This is a genomic window from Kitasatospora cathayae (genome assembly GCF_027627435.1).
In the GTDB taxonomy this organism is placed as follows: Bacteria; Actinomycetota; Actinomycetes; order Streptomycetales; family Streptomycetaceae; genus Kitasatospora; species Kitasatospora cathayae.
In genome coordinates, this window is the sequence record NZ_CP115450.1 from 2778051 (window position 1) to 2800005 (window position 21955).

The 21955-nt window shown below is 71.0% G+C and carries 23 protein-coding genes; 12 read left to right on the forward strand and 11 right to left on the reverse strand.

Annotated elements, in window-relative coordinates; translation table 11 throughout:
• Nucleotides 1-81: 81 nt before the first annotated feature.
• From O1G21_RS12310 to tgmC, 6 genes are all read left to right on the forward strand, one after another.
• A complete protein-coding gene (locus O1G21_RS12310) occupies nt 82-1266 on the forward strand; it encodes a helix-turn-helix domain-containing protein (RefSeq protein ID WP_270143290.1) in 1185 nt (394 codons plus the stop codon).
• Nucleotides 1267-1370: 104 nt separating this feature from the next.
• The gene (locus tag O1G21_RS12315; protein WP_270143292.1) at nt 1371-1841 is read left to right on the forward strand and encodes an ATP-binding protein; all 471 of its coding nucleotides are present in this window, start codon (nt 1371-1373) and stop codon (nt 1839-1841) included.
• A complete protein-coding gene (locus tag O1G21_RS12320; RefSeq protein WP_270143293.1) occupies nt 1838-1999 on the forward strand; it encodes a hypothetical protein in 162 nt (53 codons plus the stop codon). Before O1G21_RS12315 ends, O1G21_RS12320 begins: the two co-directional genes overlap by 4 nt.
• A 78-nt stretch (nt 2000-2077) precedes the next feature.
• On the forward strand, nt 2078-2344 hold the full coding sequence (gene tgmA / locus O1G21_RS12325; protein ID WP_270143295.1) for a putative ATP-grasp-modified RiPP: 267 nt from the start codon (nt 2078-2080) through the stop codon (nt 2342-2344).
• On the forward strand, nt 2344-3309 hold the full coding sequence (tgmB, locus tag O1G21_RS12330; protein WP_270143297.1) for an ATP-grasp ribosomal peptide maturase: 966 nt from the start codon (nt 2344-2346) through the stop codon (nt 3307-3309). The genes tgmA and tgmB overlap by 1 nt, the downstream gene beginning before the upstream one ends.
• Nucleotides 3306-4448 carry an ATP-grasp peptide maturase system methyltransferase gene (tgmC, locus tag O1G21_RS12335; RefSeq protein WP_270143299.1) on the forward strand — a complete coding sequence of 381 codons (1143 nt, stop codon included), beginning with the start codon at nt 3306-3308 and terminating at the stop codon, nt 4446-4448. Before tgmB ends, tgmC begins: the two co-directional genes overlap by 4 nt.
• A gap of 37 nt (nt 4449-4485) precedes the next feature.
• Here the strand turns inward: tgmC and O1G21_RS12340 are convergent, their stop codons facing one another.
• Together O1G21_RS12340 and O1G21_RS12345 are read right to left on the reverse strand one after the other, a co-directional pair.
• Nucleotides 4486-4632: a hypothetical protein gene (locus tag O1G21_RS12340; protein ID WP_270143300.1), complete on the reverse strand. Its 147-nt coding sequence runs from the start codon at nt 4630-4632 to the stop codon at nt 4486-4488.
• 114 nt (nt 4633-4746) lie between these two features.
• A complete protein-coding gene (locus O1G21_RS12345; protein ID WP_270143302.1) occupies nt 4747-5085 on the reverse strand; it encodes a hypothetical protein in 339 nt (112 codons plus the stop codon).
• A 72-nt stretch (nt 5086-5157) separates the two neighbouring features.
• Here O1G21_RS12345 and O1G21_RS12350 point away from each other — a divergent pair, with 72 nt between their 5' ends.
• Nucleotides 5158-5799 carry a DUF2461 domain-containing protein gene (locus O1G21_RS12350; RefSeq protein ID WP_270143304.1) on the forward strand — a complete coding sequence of 214 codons (642 nt, stop codon included), beginning with the start codon at nt 5158-5160 and terminating at the stop codon, nt 5797-5799.
• Nucleotides 5800-5854: 55 nt separating this feature from the next.
• On the opposite strand, the gene O1G21_RS12355 is transcribed toward O1G21_RS12350, so the two are convergent.
• Nucleotides 5855-6805, reverse strand: a complete 951-nt coding sequence (locus O1G21_RS12355; RefSeq protein WP_270143306.1) for a heme o synthase — start codon at nt 6803-6805, stop codon at nt 5855-5857.
• A gap of 466 nt (nt 6806-7271) precedes the next feature.
• On the opposite strand from O1G21_RS12355, the gene tkt reads away from it, so the two are divergent.
• The 5 genes from tkt to pgl all read left to right on the forward strand — a co-directional run bounded on the left by tkt (nt 7272) and on the right by pgl (nt 14209).
• Nucleotides 7272-9371 (forward strand): transketolase, encoded by a 2100-nt coding sequence (gene tkt / locus O1G21_RS12360; protein WP_270143308.1) that lies wholly within the window; start codon nt 7272-7274, stop codon nt 9369-9371.
• A 201-nt stretch (nt 9372-9572) separates the two neighbouring features.
• Nucleotides 9573-10715 carry a transaldolase gene (gene tal, locus O1G21_RS12365; RefSeq protein ID WP_270143310.1) on the forward strand — a complete coding sequence of 381 codons (1143 nt, stop codon included), beginning with the start codon at nt 9573-9575 and terminating at the stop codon, nt 10713-10715.
• Between the two features lie 61 nt (nt 10716-10776).
• Entirely contained in the window at nt 10777-12333 is a 1557-nt protein-coding gene (gene zwf / locus O1G21_RS12370) for a glucose-6-phosphate dehydrogenase (RefSeq protein ID WP_270150938.1), read from the forward strand.
• On the forward strand, nt 12330-13424 hold the full coding sequence (gene opcA, locus O1G21_RS12375) for a glucose-6-phosphate dehydrogenase assembly protein OpcA (RefSeq protein ID WP_270143312.1): 1095 nt from the start codon (nt 12330-12332) through the stop codon (nt 13422-13424). Before zwf ends, opcA begins: the two co-directional genes overlap by 4 nt.
• Nucleotides 13421-14209, forward strand: coding sequence for a 6-phosphogluconolactonase (pgl, locus tag O1G21_RS12380; protein WP_270143314.1), 789 nt, complete (start codon nt 13421-13423; stop codon nt 14207-14209). Before opcA ends, pgl begins: the two co-directional genes overlap by 4 nt.
• A gap of 186 nt (nt 14210-14395) precedes the next feature.
• On the opposite strand, the gene O1G21_RS12385 is transcribed toward pgl, so the two are convergent.
• The 8 genes from O1G21_RS12385 to rapZ form a co-directional block, all read right to left on the reverse strand.
• Entirely contained in the window at nt 14396-14731 is a 336-nt protein-coding gene (locus O1G21_RS12385; protein WP_035841977.1) for an RNA polymerase-binding protein RbpA, read from the reverse strand.
• A 157-nt stretch (nt 14732-14888) separates the two neighbouring features.
• Complete coding sequence (secG, locus tag O1G21_RS12390) at nt 14889-15125, reverse strand: preprotein translocase subunit SecG (protein WP_270143317.1); 237 nt, start codon at nt 15123-15125, stop codon at nt 14889-14891.
• Between the two features lie 87 nt (nt 15126-15212).
• The gene (tpiA, locus tag O1G21_RS12395; protein WP_270143319.1) at nt 15213-15998 is read right to left on the reverse strand and encodes a triose-phosphate isomerase; all 786 of its coding nucleotides are present in this window, start codon (nt 15996-15998) and stop codon (nt 15213-15215) included.
• 4 nt (nt 15999-16002) lie between these two features.
• Nucleotides 16003-17205, reverse strand: coding sequence for a phosphoglycerate kinase (locus tag O1G21_RS12400; protein ID WP_270143320.1), 1203 nt, complete (start codon nt 17203-17205; stop codon nt 16003-16005).
• A 152-nt stretch (nt 17206-17357) separates the two neighbouring features.
• Entirely contained in the window at nt 17358-18365 is a 1008-nt protein-coding gene (gene gap / locus O1G21_RS12405; RefSeq protein WP_270143321.1) for a type I glyceraldehyde-3-phosphate dehydrogenase, read from the reverse strand.
• A gap of 624 nt (nt 18366-18989) precedes the next feature.
• Nucleotides 18990-19970, reverse strand: coding sequence for a DNA-binding protein WhiA (gene whiA, locus O1G21_RS12410; protein ID WP_196952659.1), 981 nt, complete (start codon nt 19968-19970; stop codon nt 18990-18992).
• Complete coding sequence (locus O1G21_RS12415) at nt 19961-21046, reverse strand: gluconeogenesis factor YvcK family protein (protein WP_405000799.1); 1086 nt, start codon at nt 21044-21046, stop codon at nt 19961-19963. Before O1G21_RS12415 ends, whiA begins: the two co-directional genes overlap by 10 nt.
• Before the next feature lie 64 nt (nt 21047-21110).
• The gene (gene rapZ, locus O1G21_RS12420; RefSeq protein WP_402844002.1) at nt 21111-21941 is read right to left on the reverse strand and encodes an RNase adapter RapZ; all 831 of its coding nucleotides are present in this window, start codon (nt 21939-21941) and stop codon (nt 21111-21113) included.
• Nucleotides 21942-21955: the final 14 nt, after the last annotated feature.

The window sequence follows — 21955 nt, forward strand, 5'->3', positions numbered from 1 at the left end:
CCTGAACTCCTGTTCGCAGGAACACATCCCGCCACTTTTAGCGAGTATCGTCCGACTGGCTGCTACGAACGGAGTACCAGTATGCCCAGGCACATCTCCGAGCACACGGGCGAACGCATCGCCCAGTACCGCAAGCTCCGCCACCTGACCCAGCGGGAACTCGCCGCTCGCGCCCATATCTCTTACAGCATGCTGACCAAGGTCGAGCAAGGAGCCAAGCCGGCCACACCCACTGTGATCGCCGCCGTCGCCAGGGCGCTGTTCGTCCAAACCGTCGACCTCACCGGTCAGCCGTACATGACCGAGCTGCAACAGGACGAACTCGATGTGCTGATCCAGCCGATCCGCGAAGCGCTCGATCTGTACGACCTCGGCGCCGATCCCGAGATCGCCCCCCGCTCGGTCGACGAACTGCACTCCGCCGCGGAGCACTTGTGCGCCCAGATCCGCGAGACCCGTATCAAGGATGCCGCCCGAGCCCTTCCGGCCCTGATGATCGAGGCCACAACGGCCGCACACGCGGCACCGTCCGAGAAGGCGTGGCAGGTGTTGGCCAGCACGTACCGCACGGCCTACGACATCACCACGAAGTTGGGCTACAGCGATCTTTGCGTGGTGGCTCTGGACCGCATGGCGTGGGCAGCCGAGCGCGCGTCCGATCCGGTGGTCGCCGGCGTTCGCCAGTATCTTCGGTCGCTGGTCTACCTTCGATCAGGCCAGTACGACATCGGGAAGCGACTCGTAGGGGTCGGCATGGGCACACTCGAACAAGCCGACCGCAGCCGGATCCGCGACGTGGCGGTGGGGCAACTACATCTCGGCGCTGCCATGTTGGCCGCGCGATCCGGAGACGGCGACACGGCGGCCGAACACATCGCGGACGCGGGGCGGATCGCCGAGGCGACGGGCGAGGCCATGCGAGTGCACTGGCTCTCGTTCGGACCGACGAACGTCGCCGTCCACCAAGTGGCGACTCTGGCCGAGCAGTACCGGTACGCAGAGGCCGTCCGAGCCGCCGGGCAGGTCCAGATCCCCGCAGAGTGGCCTGCCTCGCGGGCTGCCGCACACATCGCGGAGGTAGCGCGGGCACAGTTGTGGATCGGCCGCTCGGAGGCGTCATTGAAGTCACTTCAGCACGCAAGGGAGCTGGCGCCACAACAGATGCGCTACCACCCGATGGTGCGCGAAACGGTTGCCGGGCTCGTCTCGGCCCGCCGCTCGATGCCCGACACCCTCACGAACATGGCGCACTGGGTCGGGATCTGATTATCACTCTCTGGGGTCGGACTGTCACCAACGAGTGATAGTCCGGCCCTTCCTCTGCGGCGATGCTCTCCGTAACGAGATAACTACGCCAAGGGGAAGCGCTGATGACCCTCCTCTCGAACCTTGTGAGAGGCAACGCCGCACTCCAGCAGGGACCAGATGCGAGCGTCCACCCGGCTGCCGAACTGGCAACCATCCTCCTGCCGTACCAGCCCGAGTCGGTGGGCGTTGCCCGGCGCCTTGTGCGTGCGAAGGTGCAGGAATGGGGCCTGGACGACCTGATGGACGACGCCGTCGTCATCGTCAGCGAACTGGTCACCAACTCGGTCGAGACCTGCTGCCAGACCCGTATGCTCGTCGGTGTCCGCCGACCGAGCGACCACACCCTCCGCATCCTCGTCAGTGACGGTTCCCGGTCGATGCCCGTGATGGTTCAGGCCGGACCCGACGCCACGTCCGGCCGGGGTCTGGCGATAATCCACCGGCTCACGCACGGCCGCTGGGGCGTCACGCTCCTCCCCTTCGGGAAGGTCGTCCACGCCGACCTCACGACGCCCGCGACGATCCCCCGGTGAACCGGCAGCTGCCGGAGAGCAGTTACGACCCCGCCGACGCACCGCCGCCACCGCCCACCCCCGATCCCACCCGGGTCTGGGCCGCCTACGGGGTGTCCGCCGCCGCCGGGCTGCACATCATCGCCGCAGCCCTGGTGTTGATCAACCGCCCCCACTGAACTCCCGGCCGCGCCGCCGACCCGGCGGCGCGGCCGGGATCCGCAACACACCACCATGACTCAGGAGGCGCAGTACAGATGACAACCGCACCGTGGGGCACGACCCGCATGGGACCGTACCCCGAGTCCAGCCCCTTCCCCGCCCTCACGCCCGTGATCGACCCCGAGACGCAGGTCGCCGTGTTCGTGGACGAGCACGGCCACACGGTCGAGATGGGTGCGCACGGCACCAGCACCAGCGGGCTCACGCCCACCACCACCTCGCCCGGCGACGGAGCCGGGCCGGGCGGGGCCACCGATGCCGACAGCACCGAGTCCTACGACCAGGACCAGAGTTCCGGCTGATGGACAACCGCAGCGGGTCGGTGCTGGTACTGACCAATCCCCTTGACGTGACGGCGGATGCGGTCCTGCGGGTACTCGCGGAGCGCCGGGTCCCGGTGGTCCGTCTCGATCCCGGCGCCGACCTGCACACGGGTGCCTCGCTGACCGCCGCGTACCGCAGCGGCAACCAGCGGGGCACCCTGCGCACCGCCAGCCGGGAACTCGACCTCTCCGAAGTCCGGTCCGTCTGGGTGCGCCGGGCCTCGCCCTACGAAGGCCCGCCCGAACTGGACGGGCAGGACCGCCGGTTCGCCGCCTCGCAGTGCCTCTGGGGCGCGGGTGGCATCCTCGCCTCGCTCCCCGGTGCGCACTACGTGAATCACCCGTGGGCCAACCGCGCCGCCGAGCACAAACCGGCGCAGCTCGCCGCCGCGCAGCGCTCCGGATTCCTGATCCCTGACACCCTGATCACGAACAACGAGCACGAGGCACGGGAGTTCGTGGCGTCCCACACCGGTGGGGCGGTCTACAAGCCGCTCTGGAACACCCCCTACTCGGTCAACGGGAAGCCCCACGCCGTATGGGTGCGTGAAGTGTCCGGGACCGAACTCACGACAGCGATCGGCGCGTGCCCGCATATGTTCCAGGCGAAGGTCCGGAAGGCCTTCGATGTCCGGGTGACCGCCATCGGCGACTGCCTCTTCGGTATCCGAATCGACAGCCCTGATCTCGACTGGCGTCGGCGACAGGACCGGATGAGGTGCACGCCGATCGACATCCCCGCCCCAGTGGCACGTTCGATCAGCGCCTACCTCGGCGAATTCGGCCTGGTGTACGGCGCGTTGGACTTCGCCGTGACCTCCGCCAGGGACTGGTACTTCCTTGAGTGCAACCCAAACGGCCAATGGGCTTGGCAGCCGGCCGGGACCGCCACGGCGATCGCCCACACCATCGCCGACCAGCTAGCGAAAGGCTCCGCCTCGTGAGCACATCGGATCAGCTCCGCGCCGCCCTGGTGGACGCGTTCACCGGGGATGACAAGATCACCGACCCGGCCTGGGAGAGCGCCGCCAAAGCGGTCCCCCGGGAGCTGTTCACCGGGTCGTTCTTCCTTCCTATCCCCGGAAGCAACCCGACCGCCTACCGACCCGTGTTCAAGGGCCAGCCCGGGTGGCTGGAGCACGTCTACTCGAACGAGACGCTGGTCACCCAACTCGACGGACGGACAGGCCCCGAGGACGTGACCGGCGGCACCGCGACCGGCGCGCCGTCCTCGTCGTCCACCCTGCCGTCCCTGGTCCTGCGCATGTGGCACCAGCTCGGCGCCGAGTCCGGGCACCGGGTCCTGGAGATCGGAACCGGAACCGGTTACTCGACCGCCCTCGGCGCGCACCGCCTCGGGGACGCCAACCTCACCAGCATCGAATTTGACCCGCAGGTGGGCGAGGCCGCCGCCACCGCCATCAAGGCAGCCGGGTACTCCCCCCGTCTGATCATCGGCGACGGCCTGCTCGGCGACCCGGACGGAGGCCAGTACGACCGGCTCATCGCCACCTGCTCGGTCCGCTACGTTCCGCCCCCGTGGCTGCACCAGGTGAAGCCCGGCGGCCGGATCCTGGTCACGCTGTCCGGCTGGTCCTTCGGCTTCGGCCTCGCACTGCTGACCGTGACCGGCCCCGGACAGGCCACCGGCCGGTTCTTGCCCGGCTACACCAGTTTCATGATCGCCCGCCCCCACGACCGGCCGCCCCGCCAGAGCCTGTCACTGCTCCCCGGAGACGAACGCCCGACCCGGATCGACCCCGAAATCATCGGCACCTGGACGGGCAGCTGGGTCGCGCAACTCGCAGCGCCTTCCGCCGAGCGGATGGGAGCCGGCGGGCACCAGATCCTCTCCGACGTGGCCACCGGCTCCCAGGCCCGAACCATGCCCAACCCGGAAGGCGGTTGGACCGTGATCCAACGCGGCCCACTCCGGCTCTGGGACCAGGTGGAGAGCGCCGTCGAAGCCTGGCAGCAGGCCGGCGAGCCGCACCAGAAGGGCTTCGGGATCACCATCTCCGCAGCGGGGCAACGCGTCTGGATCGGACACGAGAACGGCCCGGGCTGGAACTTGCCCCTGTGAAACGGCGAACGGCCCGGCTCCCCCCGGTGAGCCGGGCCTACTCCGGCCTGCGGCGGGCGCGAACCACCGCGGCGACGATCGCGAGGGGGAAGGACAGCAGGAAGAACGTCACCGCAGGCCACAGCGGATCGCCGTTGACAATCGCGTTCATGAGCGAGCGGGAACCGACAACGATGAAATGCATGCGCGTACCGTAGCGCCGCCCCTCACCACTCCCTCCGGTGCCCCGGACCAGCGCCGACGGCCCGGCTCCCCCACCCAGGAGGAGCCGGGCCGTCGGCGTTCGAACCAGGCCCGGTCAGCCGCCGAGCTGGATGCCCGCCATGCGCTTCCACTCGTACGGGCCGGTCTTGACCTTGAGGCCCAGCTCGCCCTCGAAGTCGTCGTGCAGGGTCAGCCCGGCAATCGCAACGGCCCGCCGGCCGACGGCGTAGGTCGGGGCCACCTGGTCGCCCCAGGCGCCGTCCGCGCCGACCACGACGATCCGGGTGGCCGCGGTGCCGACGTACTCGACGACCGCGTCGGCGCTGCCGCCGTGCTGCTGGGCGAAGCTGGTCAGGTGCTTGGCGATGCGCTTGGCGCGGCGCTCGGTGCGGGCGTCCGACGCGGCGGCGGTGGCGGTCTCTGCGCTGCTCATGCCCGCATGCTACCCACCGGTACGCGACCTGGCGACGGGAGCGCCCTGTGCACCGGGACACATACTCGGAACATGACGTTCAAAGGCTGGCCGACCGAGGCGCTCGACTTCTACGAGCACCTCGAGGCCGACAACTCGAAGACCTTCTGGCAGGCCCACAAGGACCAGTACGACGACGCCGTGCGGGCCCCGATGGAGGCGCTGCTCGCCGAGCTGGAGCCGGAGTTCGGGCCGGGGAAGATCTTCCGCCCCAACCGCGACGTCCGCTTCAGCGCCGACAAGTCGCCGTACAAGACGCACATCGGTGCACACCTGGAGTCCGGCGGCTACATCCAGCTCTCCGCCGACGGCCTGTCCTGCGGCAACGGCATGTACCACCTGGCCCCCGACCAGCTGGAGCGCTACCGCGCCGCCGTCGCCGAGGACGTCAGCGGCGCCGAGCTGGAGCGGGTGATCGCCCGGGTCGAGCAGGCGGGCCCGCAGGTCCACGGCCGTGACAGCCTCAAGTCGGCCCCGCGCGGCTACGCCAAGGACCACCCGAGGATCGAGCTGCTGCGGCACAAGGGCCTGGTGGCCTGGCAGGAGTGGGAGCCCGCGAAGTGGCTGGGCACCCGGGCCGCCCACACCCGGATCGTCGACTTCCTGCGCGCCTCCCAGCCGCTGCGGGACTGGCTGGACGGCCACGTCGGCCCCTCCGAACTGCCCAGCCGCTGAACGCGGAAGAGCCCCGGTCCGCCGGGACCGGGGCTCTTCCGTACGTACCGGGGCCCTACTTCACGAACGGGTCGATCGCGCACACCACGAACAGCAGCGACAGGTAGGTGATCGACCAGTGGAACAGCCGCATCTCCTTCAGCTTGGCGCCCACGATCCCGGCCTTCGCCCGCCCGTACAGCGCGTGCGCCTCGCGCAGCCAGAACCCCCCGAGCAGCACCGCGGCGGCGGGGTACAGCCAGCTCATGTGCCCCAGCGGCCAGACCGCCAGGGAGACCGCCACCATCACCCAGGAGTAGGCGACGACCTGCTTGCCGACCGCCACGTTGCCCTTGATCACCGGCAGCATCGGCACGCCGGCCCGCTCGTAGTCGTCGCGCACCTTCATCGACAGCACCCAGGTGTGCGGCGGCGTCCAGAAGAAGACCACCAGGAACAGCGCGACCGCCGCCCAGGACACCGAGTCGGTCACCGAGGACCAGCCGATCAGCACCGGCATGCAGCCGGCGATGCCGCCCCAGACGATGTTCTGCGAGGTGCGCCGCTTGAGCCCGAGCGTGTAGACGAACACGTAGAACAGCAGCGCGCCGAGCGCCAGTCCGGCGGAGAGCCAGTTGACGCCGAAGCCGAGCAGCAGGGTGGAGACGATCCCGAGCGTGATGCCGAAGACCAGCGCCTCGCGGGGCGACACCATCCCGGTGACGATCGGCCGGCGTTCGGTGCGGGACATCAGGGCGTCGATGTCACGGTCGATGTACATGTTGAGGGCGTTGGCGCCGCCCGCCGAGAGGTAACCGCCGACCACGACCTTCAGCACCAGCAGCATGTCCGGCACGCCCTGCTGGGCCAGGAACATCACCGGCACGGTGCTCATCAGCAGCAGCTCGATGATCCGTGGCTTGGTCAGTGCGACGAAGGCGCCGACCCGGGCCCCGATCGGCCGGTGATGCGCAGGCGTCGCCCCGGTGACCCCGGCGGGACGGGTTTCGACGGCGGTCACTAACACCCCAACTGAAGATGAATCCTCGCAGGCGTCCACAGGAACGAAGGGTCCCGAATCGTCCGCTCTGCGCGTACCACGCCACCTTAGACGCTCCATATATCCCATCCGGCTCCGGGGTCCCCCGGCGAGGCGGATGGCACACCCCCGGGTGAACCACCTGGGTGAACCCACGAAGTGCCTCCGGCGCGCCTGCGCAACCCGTCCCGACCACCCGGGCGGCGCGCCCTACCAAATCGGGAGAGCCTGGGACATAACAAGCCAGAACGCCCTAGTGGGAATCACCATGCGGAAATCCCGGTTGTCCCGGCACGGAGGGTGAGCCCCGGCCTGGACGGTAGGCTCGCACGAAGAAGCGGTATCTACCCTCCGTGACCGGCACCATCCACAGTCGGGACCACAGCGCCGTGGCCGACCCGGTCCCCATTCACGGGGTCACTCTTCACATATATGGAAGGAGCCCTGAGACAGGGTGAGCACTGCGCCGACGAACGCATTCGAGTGGAGCGACCTGGACGAGCGCACGGTTGACACGGCGCGAGTCCTGGCGATGGACGCTGTCCAGAAGGTCGGTAACGGGCACCCCGGGACGGCCATGTCCCTGGCCCCCGCGGCCTACCTGATCTTCCAGCGCTTCCTGCGCCACGACCCGACCGACCCGGCCTGGGTCGGCCGCGACCGGTTCGTCCTCTCCCCCGGGCACACCAGCCTGACGCTCTACACCCAGCTGTACTTCTCCGGCTACGGCCTGGAGCTGGACGACCTCAAGGCATTCCGGGTGGCCGGCAGCCGCACCCCCGGCCACCCCGAGCACGGCCACACCGCGGGCGTGGAGACCACCACCGGCCCGCTGGGCCAGGGCATCGCCAACGCGGTGGGCATGGCGATGGCCGCCCGCTACGAGCGCGGCCTGTTCGACCCGGAGGCGGCGGCCGGGGAGTCCCCCTTCGACCACACCATCTGGGCCATCGTCTCCGACGGTGACCTGGAGGAGGGCATCTCCGCCGAGGCCTCCTCGCTGGCCGGCCACCAGAAGCTGGGCAACCTGGTCGCCCTCTACGACGACAACCACATCTCGATCGAGGGCGACACCGAGACCGCCTTCTCCGAGGACGTCCTCAAGCGCTACGAGGCCTACGGCTGGCACGTCCAGCGGGTCACCCCGAAGGCCAACGGCGACGTCGACGTCGAGGCGCTCGCCGGTGCGCTGGCCGCGGCCAAGGCCGAGACCGCCCGGCCGTCGATCATCGCGATGCGCACCATCATCGCCTGGCCGGCCCCGGACGCCCAGAACACCGCCAAGGCGCACGGCTCCGCGCTCGGCGCCGCCGAGATCGCCGCCACCAAGAAGGTCCTGGGCTTCGACCCGGAGAAGACCTTCGAGGTCAGCGACCAGGTCATCGAGCACGCCCGCCAGGTCATCAAGCGCGGCAAGGCCGCCCGCGACCAGTGGCAGCAGGGCTTCGACGCCTGGCGCGCCGCCAACCCGCACCGGGCCGCCGAGTTCGACCGCATCCAGGCCGGCGAGCTGCCCGAGGGCTGGAAGAAGGCCCTGCCGTCCTTCCCGGCCGGCAAGGACGTCGCCACCCGCAAGGCCTCCGGCGAGACCCTCAAGGCGCTCGGCGCGGTGATCCCGGAGCTGTGGGGCGGCTCGGCCGACCTCGCGGAGTCCAACCTCACCACGATCGACGAGGACAGCTCCTTCCTCCCCGAGGGCAACCCGCTGAAGTCCGCCAACCCGTTCGGCCGGACGATCCACTTCGGCATCCGCGAGCACGCCATGGGCTCGACCATGAACGGCATCGCCCTGCACGGCAGGACCCGCGTGTACGGCGGCACCTTCCTGGTCTTCGCGGACTACATGCGCCCGGCCGTCCGGCTGGCCGCGCTGATGAAGCTGCCGGTCACCTACGTCTGGACGCACGACTCGATCGGCCTCGGCGAGGACGGCCCGACCCACCAGCCGGTCGAGCACCTGGCCTCGCTGCGCGCCATCCCGGGCCTGTCCATGGTCCGCCCGGCCGACGCCAACGAGACCGCCGTCGCCTGGCGCACCGTCATCGAGCGCCAGACCAGCCACCCCGGCCCGGTCGGCCTGGCCCTGACCCGCCAGAACGTCCCGACCTTCGACCGCGAGGTCTTCGCCTCCGCCGAGGGCACCGCCAAGGGCGCCTACGTGCTGGCCGAGGCCTCCACCGGCGACCCGCAGGTGATCCTGCTGGGCACCGGCTCCGAGGTCCAGCTGGCAGTCCAGGCCCGCGAGGCCCTGGAGGCCGAGGGCATCGCCACCCGGGTGGTCTCGGTCCCGTCCTTCGAGTGGTTCCAGGAGCAGGACCAGGCCTACCGCGACAGCGTGCTGCCGCCGTCGGTCAAGGCCCGCGTCTCGGTCGAGGCCGGCATCGCCCAGGGCTGGCGCGAGCTGGTCGGCGACCACGGCCGGATCGTCTCGCTGGAGCACTTCGGTGCCTCCGCCGACTACAAGGTGCTGTTCGAGGAGTTCGGCCTGACCGCCGAGCGCGTGATCGCCGAGGCGCACAACGCCCTGCGCTCCCTCGAGGCCGTCAACCGCTAGCGCGTCCACCCGCACGAGCCAAAGGGCGCGCCGATGCCGAAAGCGACGAGCGACGAGCGGGCGCCGGAGCGAGGAACGTCGGCATCGGGTACGGGCGCCCGGCGGCGAGTGCGGAGTAGCGGCCGCGTGCCCGCCCGCACGCGGGCACGCGGCCCCTTTGACCACCCCACGAAGCAGAAGAAGACGAAGGACTGAAGCACCATGACTGACGCACTGAAGCGCCTCAGCGACGAAGGCGTTGCGATCTGGCTGGACGACCTCAGCCGCAAGCGGCTGAACTCCGGCAACCTGGCCGAGCTGGTGCAGAACAAGCACGTGGTGGGCGTCACCACCAACCCGACCATCTTCCAGAAGGCCATCGCCGGCAGCGGCGACACCTCCTACGACGGCCAGCTGCGCGACCTCGCCGTCCGCGAGGTCACCACCGACGAGGCGATCCGCATGATCACCACCTCCGACGTGCGCGACGCCGCCGACGTGCTGCGTCCGGTCTACGACGCCTCCAACGGCCGCGACGGCCGGGTCTCCATCGAGGTCGACCCGCGCCTGGCCCACCAGACCGCCCCCACCGTGGCCGAGGCCAAGCAGCTGTGGTGGCTGGTCGACCGCCCGAACGTCTTCATCAAGATCCCCGCCACCAAGGCCGGCCTGCCCGCCATCAGCGAGGTCATCGGCCGGGGCATCAGCGTCAACGTCACGCTGATCTTCTCCCTGGACCGCTACAAGGCCGTCATGGACGCCTACCTGACCGGCCTGGAGACCGCCAAGGCCAAGGGCCTGGACCTCTCCCAGATCGAGTCGGTCGCCTCCTTCTTCGTGTCCCGGGTGGACACCGAGATCGACAAGCGCCTGGACAAGATCGGCGGAGACGCCAAGAACCTGCGCTCCAAGGCCGCCCTGGCCAACGCCCGCCTCGCCTACCAGGCGTACGAGGAGGTCTTCGGCTCGGTCGACGGCAAGACCGCCGGCAGCGCCCGTTGGAAGGCGCTGGAGGCCGCCGGCGCCAAGCCGCAGCGCCCGCTGTGGGCCTCCACCGGCGTCAAGGACCCGGCCCTGCCGGACACCCTGTACGTCACCGAGCTGGTCGCCCCGGGCACCGTCAACACCATGCCCGAGGCCACCCTGGACGCCACCGCCGACCACGGCGAGGTCAGCGGCAACACCATCGTCCCCAACTACGCCGACGCCAAGGCCGTCCTGGACGCCATCGCGGCCGCCGGGGTGGACTACGACGACGTGGTCCAGGTCCTGGAGGACGAGGGCGTGCAGAAGTTCGAGCAGTCCTGGCAGGAGCTGCTCGACACCGTCACCGCCTCGCTGGCCTCCATCGCCACCGAGAAGTGACCCGCTCACACAGCCAGCGCACGAAAGCGGAGCACACCAAGTGAGCACTGATTTCCCCGAGTTGACGTCGGAATCGGACGCGGACGACCTCCCGCCCTCCCCCGTCAACCCGCTTCGTGACCCCTCCGACCGGCGGCTCCCGCGCATCGCGGGGCCGTCCGGCCTGGTCATCTTCGGGGTCACCGGCGACCTGTCCCGCAAGAAGCTGATGCCGGCCATCTACGACCTGGCCAACCGCGGTCTGCTGCCGCCGGGCTTCTCCCTGGTCGGCTTCGCCCGCCGCGAGTGGGACGACGAGGACTTCGCCCAGGAGGTCCACGACGCGGTCAAGGAGCACGCCCGGACCCCGTTCCGCGAGGAGGTCTGGCAGCAGCTCGCCAAGGGCATGCGCTTCGTCCACGGCACCTTCGACGACGACGACGCCTTCGACAAGCTCCGCGAGACCATCCAGGAGCTGGACAAGGCCCAGGGCACGGGCGGCAACTTCGCCTTCTACCTGTCCGTCCCGCCGAAGTTCTTCCCGACCGTCGTCCAGCAGCTCAAGAAGCACGGCCTGGCCGACCCGCCGCAGGGCTCCTGGCGCCGCGCGGTCATCGAGAAGCCCTTCGGCCACGACCTGGAGAGCGCCCAGGAGCTCAACAAGGTCGTCCACGAGGTCTTCCCCCGGGACGAGGTCTTCCGGATCGACCACTACCTGGGCAAGGAGACGGTCCAGAACATCCTGGCGCTGCGCTTCGCCAACCAGATGTTCGAGCCGATCTGGAACCGGTCGTACGTCGACCACGTGCAGATCACCATGGCCGAGGACATCGGCATCGGCGGCCGGGCCGGCTACTACGACGGCATCGGCGCCGCCCGGGACGTCATCCAGAACCACCTGCTGCAGCTGATGGCCCTCACCGCCATCGAGGAGCCGGCGTCCTTCCACCCGAAGGCGCTGGTGGCCGAGAAGCTCAAGGTGCTGTCCGCCGTCCGGCTCCCGGCCGACCTCGGCAAGCACACCGTGCGCGGCCAGTACGCGGCCGGCTGGCAGGGCGGCGAGGAGGTGGTCGGCTACCTGGACGAGGAGGGCATCGACCCGGAGTCCAAGACCGACACCTACGCGGCCATCAAGCTGGAGATCAACAACCGCCGCTGGGCGGGCGTCCCGTTCTACCTGCGCACCGGCAAGCGGCTGGGCCGCCGGGTCACCGAGATCGCGGTGGTCTTCCAGCGCGCCCCGTACCTGCCCTTCGACTCCTACGCGACCGAGGAGCTGGGGCAGAACGCCCTGGTCATCCGGGTCCAGCCGGACGAGGGCGTGACGGTGCGGTTCGGCTCCAAGGTGCCGGGCACCTCCTTCGAGGTCCGGGACGTCACGATGGACTTCGCCTACGGCGAGTCCTTCACCGAGTCCAGCCCGGAGGCGTACGAGCGGCTCATCCTCGACGTGCTGCTCGGCGACGCCAACCTGTTCCCGCGCCACCAGGAGGTCGAGCTCTCCTGGCAGATCCTCGACCCGATCGAGAAGTACTGGGACACCCACGGCAAGCCCGCCCAGTACGCGGCGGGCACCTGGGGTCCCGCCGAGGCTGACGAGATGCTCGCACGAGACGGCAGGAGCTGGCGCCGGCCATGAAGATCGACCTCACCAACACGACGTCCAGCAAGATCAACGCCGCGCTGATGGAGGCGCGCCGGACCAGCGGCTCCACCGCCGCCGGCATGGTGCTCACCCTGGTGATCGTGACCGACGAGGGCAGCGCCTACGACGCCCTCAAGGCCGCCAACGACGCCTCCCGCGAGCACCCGATGCGCACCCTCGCGGTGATCAAGCGCGCCGGTCGCTCCCCCCGGGCGCGCGCCGAGACCCGGCTGGACGCCGAGATCCTGGTCGGTTCGGACGCCGGCTCCGGCGAAACGGTCATCCTGCGCATGCACGGCGAACTCGCCGCGCACGCCCAGTCGGTGGTCCTGCCGCTGCTGCTGCCGGACGCCCCGACCGTGGTCTGGTGGCCGGACAACGCCCCGCTGCACCCGGCGCAGGACCCGCTGGGCGCGCTCGCCCAGCGCCGGATCACCGACGCGGTCACCGCCGAGTCCCCGGTCGGCCAGCTCGCCCAGCGGGCCCAGAGCTACACTCCGGGCGACACCGACCTGGCCTGGACCCGGCTCACCGGCTGGCGCTCCATGCTGGCCGCCGCGCTGGACCAGCGGCCGTCGGCCATCACCTCGGTGGTGGTCGAGGGCGAGTCCTACAACCCCAGCGTCGAGCTGCTCGGCCTGTGGCTGCTCAACCGGCTGCACGTGCCGGTCGAGCGGGTCGTCACCGGCGGGCCCGGCATCACCGCGGTGCGCCTGCGCACCAAGGACGGGGACATCACCCTGGACCGCCCGGACGGCCTGATGGGCATGCTCTCCATGCCCGGCTCGCCGGACCGCCAGGTGGCGCTCAAGCGGCGCGAGACCTCGGAGCTGATCGCCGAGGAGCTGCGCCGGCTGGACCCGGACGACATCTACTCGACGGCCGTGCGCACGCCCGTCGAGCGGCTGCGCGAGCACGACGACGCCGACCCGGCGGCCGCCGAGCAGGCTGCGGCCGGACAGGGCAGCGCCCAAGCGGTCGAGGCCTCGGTGGCCGACCCGGACGGCGGAGCGGCCGAGCCGGAGAAGAAGCCCGCCGCGAAGAAGGCCGCCGGCAAGCGCGCCGCCGCCAAGGACGGCGCATGACCAGGGCCATCCCGCAGCTGGTCGTCCACCGGGACAAGGAGCTGATGGCCCAGGCGGCCGCGGCCCGGCTGATCACCCGGATCGTGGACGCCCAGGCCGCCCGCGGCACCGCCTCGGTGGTGCTCACCGGTGGCCGCAACGGCAACGCCCTGCTGGCCGCCATCGCCGCCTCCCCGGCGCGCGACGCGGTCGACTGGGGCCGGCTGGACCTCTGGTGGGGCGACGAGCGCTTCGTGCCCGCCGCCGACGGCGACCGCAACGCCGTCCAGGCCCGCGCCGAGCTGCTGGACGCCGTCCCGCTCGACCCGGCGCGGGTGCACGAGATGCCCGCCTCGGACGGGGTGGACGGCTCCGACGTGGAGGCCGCGGCCGCGCGCTACGCGCAGGAGCTGGCGAAGGCCGCCGGGCCGGGCGACCGGCTCGGCGTCCCGGCCTTCGACGTGCTGCTGCTCGGCGTCGGCCCGGACACCCACATCGCCTCGCTCTTCCCTGAGCACCCGGGCGTGCGGGAGACCGAGCTGACCGTGGTCGGCGTGCGCGGGGCCCCCAAGCCCCCGCCGACCCGGATCTCGCTCACCCTCCCGGCGATCCGGTCGGCCCGCGAGGTCTGGCTGCTGGCCGCCGGCGAGGACAAGGCGGGCGCGGTCGCGCTGGCCCTGTCCGGCCCCGGCGAGCTGCAGGCGCCCGCCTCCGGCGCGTACGGCCGCAGCCGCACCCTGTGGCTGCTGGACCGTGCCGCCGCCGAGCGGATCCCCGCCCAGCTGTACCCGCCGGCCTCGGCCTAGCCGCGGGGAACGCGAAGGGCGCCCACCGTCCGATGACGGTGGGCGCCCTTCTTTTTGCGCTCGGCTCGCCTCCGGGCCGCTCCCCATCCGGTGCCGACGGTCGGCGGGCACTGCGCCGCCTCCTTCGTCAGCGGCCCGGCCCTTCTCCCTTTCGGCACCGGCGCGGCCCTTCGGCTCGCTCGCTGGTCAGATCTCGCCGCGCAGCTTGGCCAGCGCCTCGGCGAGGATCGCCTCGCCGTCGGCGTCGGTGCGCCGCTCGCGGACGTAGGCGAGGTGGGTCTTGTACGGCTCGTTGCGCGAGGGCGCCGGCGGGTTGTGCTCGTCCTGCCCGGCCGGGAAGCCGCAGCGCGGGCAGTCCCAGGTGTCCGGGATGACGGCCTCGGCGGCGAAGCTGGGCCGGGTCTCGTGCTTGTTGGCGCACCAGAAGGAGATCCGGTTGCGCGGAGCGGACTCGCCGCGCTCCGCCTCCCCCATCGGGCCGGCCCCGACCCTGCTGCCACGGATGGCGTTGCCACTTGCCACGGTCTGACTCCCTGCGTGCTGGTGCGCCGACCCGCCGCGGTACGCGTCGGTGGCGAAAGTCGTCCTAGTGTAAGCAGGACTTAAGCTTCCGCCACCATCGCCTCGGCCCCCGACCGTCCCAGGATAGGCGCTCGGGCGACGGGGCGTCAGGGTCGGGTCAGCTCTTGTACTTCAGGACCAGGCCCAGCACGATGATGCAGGCGAACCAGCCGACGCCGACCACGATGGTGATGCGGTCCAGGTTGCGCTCGGCCACCGCCGAACCGCCGCCGGTCGACATCGCGCCGCCGCCGAACATGTCCGACAGGCCGCCGCCCTTCCCCTTGTGCAGCAGCACCAGCAGGATCATCAGCAGACTGAAGATGATCAGGGCAATCGAGAACCCGAGAACCACGACGGGACCAACTCTCTCGTATCTTCGGCGAAGGGGCCGGGCCGCGTACGGCGGTCCGGCCCCAAAGCCTACGTTGCTGCGGCGGCGTTAGCCTACTGCCTGCTCACGGTAGCGCACGATCTTGACGAACTCCTCGGCGTCCAGCGAGGCACCGCCGATCAGACCGCCGTCGATGTCGGGCTTGGCCATCAGGCCGGCCACGCTCGACGACTTGACCGAACCGCCGTACAGCACACGGACCTTGTCGGCCAGCTCGGCGTCGTAAAGCTCGGCGATCCGCTTGCGGATGGCGGCGCAGACCTCCTGCGCGTCCTCCGGAGTGGCCACCTCGCCGGTGCCGATCGCCCAGACCGGCTCGTAGGCGACCACGATGGACTCGGCCTGGTCGGCCGGGACGCCCTCCAGGGCGCCGTCCAGCTGGGCCAGCGTGTACTCGACGTGGGTGCCGGCCTTGCGGATCTCCAGCGGCTCGCCGATGCACAGGATCGGGGTGACCCCGGCCCGGTAGGCGGCCTTGACCTTGGCGTTGACGATCTCCTCGTTCTCGCCGTGGTACTGCCGGCGCTCCGAGTGGCCGATCACCGCGTAGGTGCACTGCAGCTTGGCCAGCATCGGGCCGGAGACCTCGCCGGTGTAGGCGCCGCCGTCGTGCTGGGAGATGTCCTGCGAGCCGTACTTGATCTTCAGCTTGTCGCCGAAGACCAGGGTCTGCACCGACCGCAGGTCGGTGAACGGCACCAGGACGGCGACCTCGACGGCCTCGTAGTCCTTGTCGGCCAGCGCGAAGGCCAGCTTCTGGGTGTGCTGGATGGCCTCGAGGTGGTTGAGGTTCATCTTCCAGTTGCCCGCCATCAGCGGGAGACGCTCAGTCATGCTTTCAGCCTTCCAGGGCGGCGAGACCGGGGAGGGTCTTGCCCTCCAGGTACTCGAGGCTCGCGCCACCGCCGGTCGAGATGTGCCCGAACTTCGTCTCGTCGAAGCCCAGGATGCGGACGGCCGCGGCGGAGTCGCCGCCGCCGACCACGGTGAACGCGTCGCTGTCGAGCAGGCCCTGCGCGACGGCCTTGGTGCCGTTCGCGTAGTCCGGGTGCTCGAAGACGCCCATCGGGCCGTTCCAGAACACCGTGCCGGCGTCGGCCAGCTTCGCCGCGTACAGCTCGCGGGTCTTCGGGCCGATGTCCAGGCCCTCCTTGTCGGCCGGGATCGCGTCCGTGCCGACGACCTCGTAGCTGGCCGGGGTCTTGCCCTTGAGGTCCGGGAACTCGGCGGAGACCAGGACGTCCACCGGCAGGACGAACTCGACGCCCCGCTTCTCGGCCTCGGCCAGGTACGCCAGGCACGTCGGCTTCTGGTCCTCCTGGAGCAGCGAGATGCCGACCTCGTGGCCCTTGGCCGCGAGGAAGGTGTACGCCATGCCGCCGCCGATCAGGATCTTGTCGGCCTTCTTCAGCAGGTTGTCGATCACGCCGAGCTTGTCGGACACCTTGGCGCCGCCGAGCACGACGACGTACGGGCGCTCGACGTCCTCGGTGAGCTTCTTCAGCACGCCGACCTCGGTGGCGATCAGGTCGCCGGCGGCGTGCGGCAGCAGGGCCGGCAGGTCGTAGACCGAGGCGTGCTTGCGGTGCACGGCGCCGAAGCCGTCGCCGACGTACAGGTCGGCCAGGGCGGCCAGCTGCTCGGCGAAGGCCTTGCGCTCGGCGTCGTCCTTGCTGGTCTCGCCGGCGTTGAAGCGCAGGTTCTCCAGCAGCGCGACCTCGCCGTCGGCCAGCGCGGCCACGGCGGACCGGGCGGACTCGCCCACGGTGTCGGCGGCGAAGGCGACCGACTTGCCGAGGATCTCGCCGAGGCGCTCGGCCACCGGGGCGAGCGAGAACTGCGGGTCCGGCGCGCCCTTGGGACGGCCGAGGTGGGAGGCGACGACGACCTTGGCGCCGCGCTCGACGAGCTTGGCGATGGTCGGGGCGACGGCGCGGATCCGGCCGTCGTCGGTGATCCGGCCGTCCGACAGCGGGACGTTCAGGTCGGCGCGTACGAAGACGCGCTTGCCGGCGACGTCCAGGTCTTCGATGGTCTTCACGGGTTCTTCGGTCTCCTGGGGAGATGGTTGATGCGCAGAGGCGGCACGGCGCAGGGGCCGCCTGAGAAGTCCTTGCACGCAGAGCGAGGGCCCGGTCGGCACGTTCTCGCCGTCCGGGCCCTCGCCCCTACATCACGTCAGCTCCCACCGCGTCAGAGCTGCCCGCCGACCAGGGCGACCAGGTCGACGACGCGGTTCGAGTAGCCCCACTCGTTGTCGTACCAGCCGAGCACCTTGACCTGGTTGCCCTGGACCATGGTCAGGCTGGAGTCGAAGATGCAGGAGGCCGGGTCGTTGACGATGTCCGAGGAGACGATCGGGTCCTCGGTGTAGGCCAGGATGCCCTTGAGCGGGCCCTCCTGCGCGGCCTTCTGGAAGGCCGCGTTGACCTCGTCCTTGGTGACCTCGCGCTCGAGGGTGACGACCAGGTCGGTGATGGAGCCGGTCGGGACCGGGACGCGCAGCGAGGTGCCGTCCAGCTTGCCCTTCAGCTCCGGCAGGACCAGGGCGGTCGCCTTGGCGGCACCGGTCGAGGTCGGGATGATGTTCTGCGAGGCCGCACGAGCACGGCGCAGGTCCTTGTGCGGGAAGTCCAGGGTCACCTGGTCGTTGGTGAACGCGTGGACGGTGGTCATCAGACCCTTGACGATGCCGAAGCTCTCGTTCAGCACCTTGGCCATCGGCGCCACGCAGTTGGTGGTGCAGGAGGCGTTGGAGATGACGTGGTGGTTGGCCGCGTCGTACTTGTCGTCGTTGACGCCCAGGACGATGGTGACGTCCTCGTCGGTGGCGGGCGCCGAGATGATGACCTTCTTCGCGCCGGCGGTGAGGTGCTTCTTCGCGGCCTCGGCCTTGGTGAAGATGCCGGTGGACTCGACGACGATGTCGGCGCCCAGGGCGGCCCACGGCAGGTTGGCCGGGTCACGCTCGGCGGTCACCTTGAAGGTGTGGCCGTCGACGGTGATGCTGTCCTCGGTGTGCGAGACCTCGCCCGGGAAGGTGCCCAGGGTGGTGTCGTACTTCAGCAGGTGAGCCAGGGTCTTCGTGTCGGTGAGGTCGTTGACACCGACGATCTCGATGTCCGCGCCCTGGGCCTTGACGGCGCGGAAGAAGTTGCGGCCGATGCGGCCGAAGCCGTTGATGCCTACCCGGATCGTCACGAACCGATCTCCTCGTTAGGTACGCCGGCGCGAAGCCGACGGGGATGAGATTTGGGAAGTCCCCGACCGCCTACGACCCTACCTCTCCCGGGCCTGCGAGGGCACATCGCGCCACCTGGCAAGACGTGGCGTGGCGCGCCGGCGGGCGCTCCCTCCTTGCCGCCCCGGGCCGTTGGCCCTGGTCAAGTGGTCTTGACCAATTTCGGTTCGCCGTCGACTCCCGTCCGGGACCGGACACGACGACGGCCGGTGGCCCGGAATCCGGACACCGGCCGTAATTCGCCCGCTCGCCTCCGGGGCACTCGGACCCGGTGCCGACGGTCGGCGCTCCCTCGCTCTCCCCCAGCCTTCGGCCGGGGTACCCCCACCGTCGCTCCCTCGCTTCTCCCTTTCGGCACCGGCGCGCCCCTTCGGCTCGGGGCGGGTGCTCGCCCGCTCGCCTCCGGGGCACTCGGACCCGGTGCCGACGGTCGGCGCTCCCTCGCTCTCCCCCAGCCTTCGGCCGGGGGTACCCCCACCGTCGCTCCCTCGCTTCTCCCTTTCGGCACCGGCGCGCCCCTTCGGCTCGGGGCGGGTGCTCGCCCGCTCGCCTCCGGGGCGGTTCGGCGTGCGAAGCGCCGTGCGTCAGTTGAGCGCCATCTCGTCGGTCAGGTTGGCCTCGGTGCTCGGCAGGCCGAGCTCGGCGGCGCGCTTGTCGGCCATCGCCAGCAGGCGGCGGATCCGGCCGGCCACCGCGTCCTTGGTCAGCGGCGGGTCGGCGAGCGCGCCCAGTTCCTCCAGCGAGGCCTGCTTGTGCTGCATCCGCAGCTGGCCGGCCGCGGCCAGGTGCTCGGGCACCTCGTCGCCGAGGATCTCCAGTGCGCGGGCCACCCGGGCGCCGGCCGCCACCGCGGCCCGGGCCGAGCGGCGCAGGTTGGCGTCGTCGAAGTTGGCCAGCCGGTTGGCGGTGGCCCGGACCTCGCGCCGCATCCGGCGCTCCTCCCAGGCGAGCACCGACTCGTGCGCCCCCAGCCGGGTCAGCAGCGCGCCGATCGCGTCGCCGTCGCGGATGACCACCCGGTCCACCCCGCGCACCTCGCGGGCCTTGGCCGGGATGCCGAGCCGGCGGGCCGCGCCGACCAGCGCCAGCGCCGCCTCGGAGCCGGGGCAGGTGATCTCCAGCGAGGAGGAGCGGCCCGGCTCGGTGAGCGAGCCGTGCGCCAGGAAGGCCCCGCGCCAGGCGGCCTCGGCGTCGCAGGTGGCGCCGGAGACCACCGCCGGGGGCAGGCCCCGGATCGGTCGGCCGCGACCGTCCACCAGGCCGGTCTGGCGCGCGAGCAGCTCACCGTCCTTGACCACCCGGACGACGAAGCGGCTGCCGCGCCGCAGCCCGCCGGGGGCCATCACCACGAGGTCGGAGGAATGACCGAAGATCTCCAGCAGATCCTTGCGCAGCCGCCGCGCCGCCGCCCCGGTGTCCAGCTCCGCCTCGATCACGATGCGGCCGCTCACGATGTGCAGTCCGCCCGCGAACCGAAGGATCGCCGACACCTCCGCCTTGCGACAGCAGGCCCGGGTGACCGGGAGCCGGCTGATCTCGTCCTTCACCGCTGGAGTCATCGCCATGGCCCGATCCTTCCATGTGTCCGGAAAATCCGGTCGTACGCGGCCGCCAACAGCTCGGGGTCGTGTCGCGGGGTTCCGTCGGTGCGGGCCACCGTACCGAGCACCAGAGCGGCACCCATCCGTTCGGCGGCCTTCTCCAGACCGGCCAGGTCCGCCTGGCCGAAGGCGCCGCCGGTGACGGCGCGCTCGTCCACCAGGATCGCATCGACCGCGAGGTCGGGAGCGTGGTCGGCGATGACCTCCAGGTGGCGCTGCGGGGTGAAGCCCTCGGTCTCGCCGGGCTGCGGGGCCAGGTTCAGGGTGAGCAGGCGGCGGGCGCGGGTCTCCATCAGCGCCTTGGCCAGCTCGGGCACCAGCAGGTGCGGCAGCACGCTGGTGAACCAGGAGCCGGGGCCGAGCACCACCCAGTCCGCCTCCCGGACCGCCGTGACCGCCTCCGGGACGGCCGGCGGCTCGTCCGGCAGCAGCCGGATCGACTGCACGGTGCCCGGGGTGACCGCCACGCTGGCCTGGCCGCGGACGGCCGAGACCTCGGCCGGGCGGGCCGGGTCGTGGCCGCGCACGGTCGCCTCGATGTCCAGCGGCACCGCCGACATCGGCAGCACCCGGCCCTGGACGTTCAGCAGCCGGCCGACCCAGTCCAGCGCCGCCACCGGGTCGCCCAGCTTCTCCCAGAGCGCGACGATCAGCAGGTTGCCGACCGCGTGGCCGCCCAGCTCGCCGTTGCCGGTGAAGCGCTGCTGGATCACCTCGGACCAGGTGCGGCCCCAGTCGTCGTCCCCGCACAGCGCGGCCAGCGCCTTGCGCAGGTCGCCGGGCGGCAGCACGCCCAGCTCCTCGCGCAGCCGCCCGCTGGAGCCGCCGTCGTCGGCGACGGTGACCACGGCGGTCAGGTCGCTGGTGAGCCGGCGCAGCGCGGACAGCGAGGCGGACAGGCCCTGGCCGCCGCCGAGCGCGGTGATCCGGGGGGCCGGATTGGCCCGGGCGGGACTGCTGCGCGGACGGCTCGGCGACGGACTGCCCGCCCGCTCGCCGGTCCTGCTCTGCGGCTGTCGCCCGGGCACGTATCCCGCCACACTCACCTCGCGTTCCTCGGCCCCGCCACCGGCTCCGCCGGCGGCCCGGCAAGGAAGGCGGCGGTTACTCCCGTCCCATGTCACGGTGGACGAGCACCGTCTCGACTCCGTCGGCGATGAGACGCTTGGTCAGACGCTCGGACATGGCGACGCTCCGGTGCTTGCCACCGGTGCAGCCTACGGCAAGCGTCATATAACGCTTCCCCTCCCGCCGGTAGCCCTCGGTAACGATCCGGAGGAGCTCGGCGTAGCCGTTCAGGAACTCGTTCGCGCCGGGCTGCTGGAAGACGTAGTCGGCGACGTCCGCGTCGGTGCCGGTGCGGGCGCGCAGCTCGGGCACCCAGTGCGGGTTGGGCAGGAAGCGGCAGTCCACCACGAGGTCGGCGTCGACCGGCAGGCCGTACTTGAAGCCGAAGGACATCACGGTGGCGCGCAGCTCGGGCTCGTCGTGGTCGGCGAACTGGGCGTCCAGCTTGGCGCGCAGCTGGTGCACGTTGAGGTTGGAGGTGTCGATCACCAGGTCGGCCTCGCCGCGCAGGTCGCGCAGCAGGTCTCGCTCCTGGGCGATGCCGTCCACGATCCGGCCGTCGGCCTGCAGCGGGTGCGGGCGGCGCACGCTCTCGAAGCGGCGGACCAGGGCCTCGTCGGAGGAGTCGAGGAAGACCACCCGGAGCCGGACGCCGCGCTTCTCCAGCTCGTCCAGCGAGGTGAGCAGGTCGTCGAAGAACTGGCGGCCGCGGACGTCCACGACCACGCCGATCCGGGCGACGTTGCCCTGGGAGCGGGCGCCCAGGTCGACCATGGTGGGGATCAGGGCCGGCGGCAGGTTGTCCACCACGAACCAGCCGAGGTCCTCCAGACACTTCGCGGCGGTGGAGCGGCCGGCTCCGGACATGCCGGAGATGATCA

What these genes read in the sequence shown, in the direction of transcription:
- O1G21_RS12310 (WP_270143290.1), top strand. Translation starts at nt 82, where the DNA reads ATGCCCAGGCACATCTCCGAGCACACGGGCGAACGCATCGCCCAGTAC.
- O1G21_RS12315 (WP_270143292.1), top strand. Translation starts at nt 1,371, where the DNA reads ATGACCCTCCTCTCGAACCTTGTGAGAGGCAACGCCGCACTCCAGCAG.
- tgmA (WP_270143295.1), top strand. Translation starts at nt 2,078, where the DNA reads ATGACAACCGCACCGTGGGGCACGACCCGCATGGGACCGTACCCCGAG.
- tgmB (WP_270143297.1), top strand. Translation starts at nt 2,344, where the DNA reads ATGGACAACCGCAGCGGGTCGGTGCTGGTACTGACCAATCCCCTTGAC.
- O1G21_RS12340 (WP_270143300.1), bottom strand. Translation starts at nt 4,632, where the DNA reads ATGCATTTCATCGTTGTCGGTTCCCGCTCGCTCATGAACGCGATTGTC.
- O1G21_RS12345 (WP_270143302.1), bottom strand. Translation starts at nt 5,085, where the DNA reads ATGAGCAGCGCAGAGACCGCCACCGCCGCCGCGTCGGACGCCCGCACC.
- O1G21_RS12350 (WP_270143304.1), top strand. Translation starts at nt 5,158, where the DNA reads ATGACGTTCAAAGGCTGGCCGACCGAGGCGCTCGACTTCTACGAGCAC.
- tal (WP_270143310.1), top strand. Translation starts at nt 9,573, where the DNA reads ATGACTGACGCACTGAAGCGCCTCAGCGACGAAGGCGTTGCGATCTGG.
- opcA (WP_270143312.1), top strand. Translation starts at nt 12,330, where the DNA reads ATGAAGATCGACCTCACCAACACGACGTCCAGCAAGATCAACGCCGCG.
- pgl (WP_270143314.1), top strand. Translation starts at nt 13,421, where the DNA reads ATGACCAGGGCCATCCCGCAGCTGGTCGTCCACCGGGACAAGGAGCTG.
- tpiA (WP_270143319.1), bottom strand. Translation starts at nt 15,998, where the DNA reads ATGACTGAGCGTCTCCCGCTGATGGCGGGCAACTGGAAGATGAACCTC.
- whiA (WP_196952659.1), bottom strand. Translation starts at nt 19,970, where the DNA reads ATGGCGATGACTCCAGCGGTGAAGGACGAGATCAGCCGGCTCCCGGTC.
- rapZ (WP_402844002.1), bottom strand. Translation starts at nt 21,941, where the DNA reads ATGTCCGGAGCCGGCCGCTCCACCGCCGCGAAGTGTCTGGAGGACCTC.